The organism is Sphingopyxis sp. SCN 67-31, assembly GCF_001725095.1.
This window is the reverse complement of the sequence record NZ_MEFH01000228.1, coordinates 1-5068: the sequence shown is the minus strand read 5'-3', so window position 1 is coordinate 5068 and position 5068 is coordinate 1. Positions and strand designations below refer to the sequence as shown.

The window sequence follows — 5068 nt, the reverse complement described above, 5'->3', positions numbered from 1 at the left end:
TGGTTTCCGACATTCTCGACGAGCTGCTTGGACTCGGCCCGCTCGAACCCCTGCTTCAGGACGAGAGCATCAACGACATTCTCGTCAATGGCCATGAGGTCATCTTCGTCGAGCGCAAGGGATGGCTTGAGCGCGTCGACAGCCGGTTCAAGGACGAACGGCATCTTCTGCGGATCATCCAGAAGATCGTCAGCGCCGTGGGCCGTCGTGTCGACGAGCAATCGCCTTATGTGGACGCGCGTCTCTCCGATGGCTCGCGCGTCAATGCCGTCATCCCACCGCTGGCCATCGACGGGCCCCTGCTCTCGATCCGTAAATTCGCCAAGAAGCCGATCAACATGGACAAGTTGGTCGAGTATGGCAGCATTCCGCAGGCTGTGGCGGATGTCCTGTCCGCCATCGTCGTCGCACGCCGCAACATCCTCATTTCCGGCGGCACGGGCGCGGGCAAGACGACCCTGCTCAATGCGATGTCGGCCGCGATCGACCATTCCGAACGCATCGTCACCATCGAGGATTCCGCCGAGCTCCAGCTCCAGCAGATTCACGTCGCCCGCCTCGAGACGCGACCGCCCAACATCGAAGGACGCGGCGAAATCGGCCAGCGCGAGCTCGTGAAGAACGCGCTGCGCATGAGGCCCGACCGGATCATCGTGGGCGAGGTGCGCGCCGGTGAGGCGTTCGACATGCTGCAGGCCATGAACACCGGTCATGACGGCTCCATGACCACGGTCCATGCCAATACGCCGCGCGACGCGCTCTCTCGCCTTGAGCAGATGATCGGCATGAGCGGTATCGACATTCCGCCACGGTCGGCGCGCGCGCAGATCGCCTCTGCGATCAACGTCGTCATTCAGGTCGCCCGCCTGTTCGACGGAACCCGCCGCGTCGTCAGCGTGTCCGAGATTACCGGCATGGAAAGCGATGTCGTCACGATGCAGGAGATCTTCCGCTATCGCATTCGCGGTCGCGACGAGGCCAATCGGGTCGACGGCTATTTCGAGGCGACGGGAATACGGCCTCGCTTTCTCGAGCATGTTCATGCCCACGGGGTCAGCCTGCCGGCCGACATCTTCCGGCCCGAACTGAGGATAAGCTGACATGAGCGAGGCTTTCATCCGGCCGTTCGTGCTTATCCTGATTTTCGGCACCGTCTTTCTGGTGAGCGAAATGGTCCTCAGCGCGTGGCGCGCGCGCGGCGGCTCGGCACGCGCCATCAACCGGCGGCTCCAGATGATCGAGCAGGGCAATGACCGGCGCGACATCATCACCCATATCCGCAAGCAGACAACGAACAGCTTCGGCGCCTGGCCCGGCGTGCTGGGACGGTTTCTGGGCCGGTTCGAGGCGATTGTCCGCAGCAGCAAGCTGGCGCTCACACCGCAGCAGGCGCTGGCGATCATGCTCGGCGCCACTGCGTTCCTGTTCGGCATCATCCTCATCAGCGCCGCGATACTCGGCCTGGGCGTGTCGCTCGGCACCATCCAGCTGGCGCTCGTTCTGGCGATCTGCGTCGGCTTCGTCCTCCCCATGCTGTTCATGGCGCAGGCCGCCCAGAAGCGGCGCGCCAAGATGCAGGAGCAGTTTCCGATTGCCCTGGACATCTTCGTTCGCGGCCTGCGCGCGGGGCATCCCATCGCGTCGGCGCTCGATCTGCTGGCGACGGAAATGGAAGACCCGATCGGCAGCGAATTCGGCCTGGTGACGGACGAGGTCGCCTATGGCGCCGATTTGCGCGACTCCCTTCAGGATATGGCCGAGCGTTGGGGCCTGGACGACATGCACATGTTCGTCGTGTCTCTCTCGGTCCAGAGCGAAACCGGCGGCAATCTGGCGGAAATCCTGGAGAATCTCTCACGCGTCATTCGCGAGCGGGCGACGATGTACATGAAGGTGCGGGCGCTCAGTTCCGAGGGCCGCATGTCCGCGAAAGTGCTTACGGCCCTGCCGATCGGCACGTTCGCGCTCGTTTTCCTCACCAATCCCAGCTTCTATCTGGAATATTCGAGCGACCCGGCCTTCATTATCGGCTTTTCCGTGCTGATCGGCCTCTATCTGCTCGGCGTGATTATCATCCGCCGCATGGTCGATCTGAAAGTCTGACATGATGGATCTTCTCGCCTCCTCCGCCCCGCTGCGCCTGACGGTGCTGCTGATGATCTTCACCATCGTGGTCATCGCGGTTCTCTTCGTCGCCCGTCTGGTCTCCGGGCGTGCCGCCATTCGCCGCCGTCTTTCCGACAGTGGTACAGCGCTGAGCGCAATCGCGGAGAACAGCTATCTGCGCGAGCGCGAACGCATGGAAGGCTGGAACAAACTCACCGCCGCGATCGAGCGGGCCGGTATCCAGCTGACCGACGAGAAGAACAATGCACTCCAGGCCAAGCTGGCCATGGCCGGCTTCAGGTCTCCGGTCTCGGTGCGCATTTTCACGCTTGCCCGCCTGCTGCTGCTCTTCGGCTTTCCCTGCCTCTATCTCGCGATCGTGCTGATGCAGCCCGAGCGCCCGGCCCTGTTCACGATCTACGTGATCTCGGTCGGGCTGGCGCTGTTCGGCATGTATGCGCCCAATCTGTGGCTGACGTCGCGGGCTGAGCGTCGCCGCAACGACATCGTCAACGGGTTTCCCGATTGCCTCGACCTGATGCTTGTCTGTGTGGAAGCCGGCCTGGGCCTGGAAGCCGCCTTCGATCGGGTCGGCCGGGAAATTCTGCGCTCGCAGCCGCTCATTGGAGCCGCGAACAGGCCCTGCGCAGCATGGCGCAGCGCGCGCAGGTGGACGAGATCCGGGCCTTCACCACGCTGCTCATCCAGTCCGACAAGCTGGGCACCAGCATTGGCCAGACGCTGCGCATCTACGCCACCGAGATGAGGGAGAAGCGTCGCCTGCGCGCCGAGGAGAAGGCGCACAAGCTGCCGGTACTGCTGTCGATCCCGCTGGTCGCCTTCATGCTGCCGACGATGATCGGCGTCCTGATGCTTCCGGCTGCCTTGCGGGTGGTGCGGATCGTGATGCCATTGATGCGGGGGGTGCAACCATGAAGCCTGGGAAGAGACAAGCCGTCGCCACCTGCGCGCTGGCGCTTCTTGCTATGTCGGCTTGCTCAAGTCGCCATGAGACAGTCGCTATCCAGCCGCTCGGGGGAGCGGATGCCGTGGAAGCGCAGGATGCCACGAAATTGATCGCCGCCGGCCGAACCTTCCTGGCCGAGCAGAACTATGGGCTGGCGATCGCCCGGTTCCGGGATGCCCTCGCCTTCGAGGCGGGATCGGCCGCCGCCAATAACGGGCTGGGCATCGCTTATGCATCGATCGGTCGCGACGATCTGGCACGACGTTACTTCGAGCGCGCCATCGCTGCCGATCCCCAGACTGCCGCTTACCGGCGCAATCTCGACCGTTTCGCCGCCAATGCAGCCGAAGCCGGCAAAGCCGAAGACGTAGCGATGAATGCGCTCACAGAAAGCCCACCCGAAATGGGGTACCGGTTGCGGCAGGAAGCCAGCTCTCCCACGAAGGGACCTGCGGCTATCTCGGTGCCGATCCCGACCCGGGAAGCCGGCAAACCCTCTCCGCAGCTTGTCGCGCAGGCCACGGGGGTCATGCTGACGACGAAAGCTGCCGCGCCTGCGGCGCCTAATCAGACGTTCGCGCTCGTGCAGGAACGACGCGCCGACACGGCCTCCGGTCGCGGCCCTGCTCTCAAGCGCATCAGCATCAGGGAAGTGCGCATCGTCACCCGCGAGCCGGGCGACGCCCTCGCGCAGATCATGAAGCGGGATTATCTGGCCCAGTGGAGCCGCGCGGCTGACAAGGCGCCGGTCCGCGCCGAGGTGCCCAGCGATCAGGATGCATTCCGGGCCGCAGTGCGCGGCGTGCGCCAGACCATTGCGGCACGAGGGATTGCCGCGGCGGCGCTCCAGTCCTGCAATCGCGTCCGGCAGGCCGCTCCGGGACTTTTGGGAAGCGCCGCCACCGCAACGCGATGCCCCTCCTGATTCTGTCCCTGCTGGCGCTCCAGAGCGTCAGCGCGGCATCACCGGCGCAGCCGACGGCCGAGATCGCCGCTGCCATTCGGGATGAGCAGGACATCGACCAGATTCGCGCTGCCATCGTCAGCGGACGGCTGGACGAGGCTGCCGCGCTGATCGGCATTTTCGACGCCGCACATCCGGGCAGCCAGCCTGCCTCGCTTGTGCTGGCAAAGGGCGAGCTGGCGCTCGAGGAAGGATCGGCCGCCAAAGCAGACGAGCTCACGAGGGCCGTGCCAGCGAGCGGTCCCGCGCGCTGTAGCGTGGAGCGGATCCGGGCGCTCGCCATGGCAGAACGAGGGCAGACCGACGCCGCTATCGATAGTCTGGCGGGCGTGACCGAGCATTGTACCGCTGACTGGCGCATCTGGCGCGCGCTCGGCACTCTGCTGGCGCAGAAGGGGCAGATGGACGCCAGCCGCTTTGCCTTCACGCAGGCGATGCAGGGCAGCCCCTCCCCCGCTTTGATCCGCAACGATCAGGCCCGGGCGCTCATCCGCGCGGGCGATATCGACGCGGCGGCGCAAGTTCTGCGCGTGGCCGATGGCACGCCCGCGCCTGATCGCGAAACGATCCGGCTGCAGGATTTTCTTGCCGGCATGCGTGGGCTCGAACCGGCAAGGGCCGCCGCTGACAGCGATGAAATGTGGGCGCAACGTCTGGTCGACGCCGCCCAGGGGGCACGCCGCGCGGACCATCCATCTCTCGCACAGGCCCTCATGAGCGAGGCCCTGCTGGTCTCGCCGCGATATGATCCTCGGCTACTGGCGGAAGCACAAATCCCATGAACAACGTCTCGATCGCTTGCCAGATACTGGTGTCGCTTCTGCTTGCCGCAGCGGCGTTTCAGGATGTGCGCACGCGCACGATCTCGAATGGCTGGCCGCTCGCCATCCTGGCCCTGTTCCCGATCGCTTATGGCCTAGGTGTCCTCGGCGGACCGCTGCTGTCGCACGGCCTGCACTTCGTCATTGCCTTGGTGATCGGCATGGCGTTGTTCGCGCTGGGCTGGTTCGGTGGCGGCGATGCCAAGCTTT

General features: G+C 64.9%; 7 protein-coding genes. All 7 read left to right on the top strand.

The features are described from left to right. Positions 1 to 1100: TadA family conjugal transfer-associated ATPase (locus ABS88_RS24820; RefSeq protein WP_286750909.1), on the top strand; the 1100-nt coding region annotated here is incomplete at its 5' end. A gap of 1 nt (position 1101) precedes the next feature. Beyond that, on the top strand, positions 1102 to 2103 hold the full coding sequence (locus tag ABS88_RS24815) for a type II secretion system F family protein (RefSeq protein ID WP_286750908.1): 1002 nt from the start codon (positions 1102 to 1104) through the stop codon (positions 2101 to 2103). Between the two features lies 1 nt (position 2104). Beyond that, positions 2105 to 2872, top strand: a complete 768-nt coding sequence (locus tag ABS88_RS24810; protein WP_286750907.1) for a type II secretion system F family protein — start codon at positions 2105 to 2107, stop codon at positions 2870 to 2872. Further along, a complete protein-coding gene (locus tag ABS88_RS24805; RefSeq protein ID WP_286750906.1) occupies positions 2758 to 3042 on the top strand; it encodes a type II secretion system F family protein in 285 nt (94 codons plus the stop codon). Before ABS88_RS24810 ends, ABS88_RS24805 begins: the two co-directional genes overlap by 115 nt. 113 nt (positions 3043 to 3155) lie before the next feature. Next, positions 3156 to 3998 carry a tetratricopeptide repeat protein gene (locus ABS88_RS24800; protein WP_286750905.1) on the top strand — a complete coding sequence of 281 codons (843 nt, stop codon included), beginning with the start codon at positions 3156 to 3158 and terminating at the stop codon, positions 3996 to 3998. Next, complete coding sequence (locus ABS88_RS24795) at positions 3986 to 4819, top strand: tetratricopeptide repeat protein (protein ID WP_286750904.1); 834 nt, start codon at positions 3986 to 3988, stop codon at positions 4817 to 4819. Before ABS88_RS24800 ends, ABS88_RS24795 begins: the two co-directional genes overlap by 13 nt. Further along, positions 4816 to 5068, top strand: a 253-nt coding sequence (locus ABS88_RS24790) for a prepilin peptidase (protein ID WP_286750903.1), incomplete at its 3' end; no start/stop codon positions are given. The genes ABS88_RS24795 and ABS88_RS24790, both read left to right, overlap by 4 nt.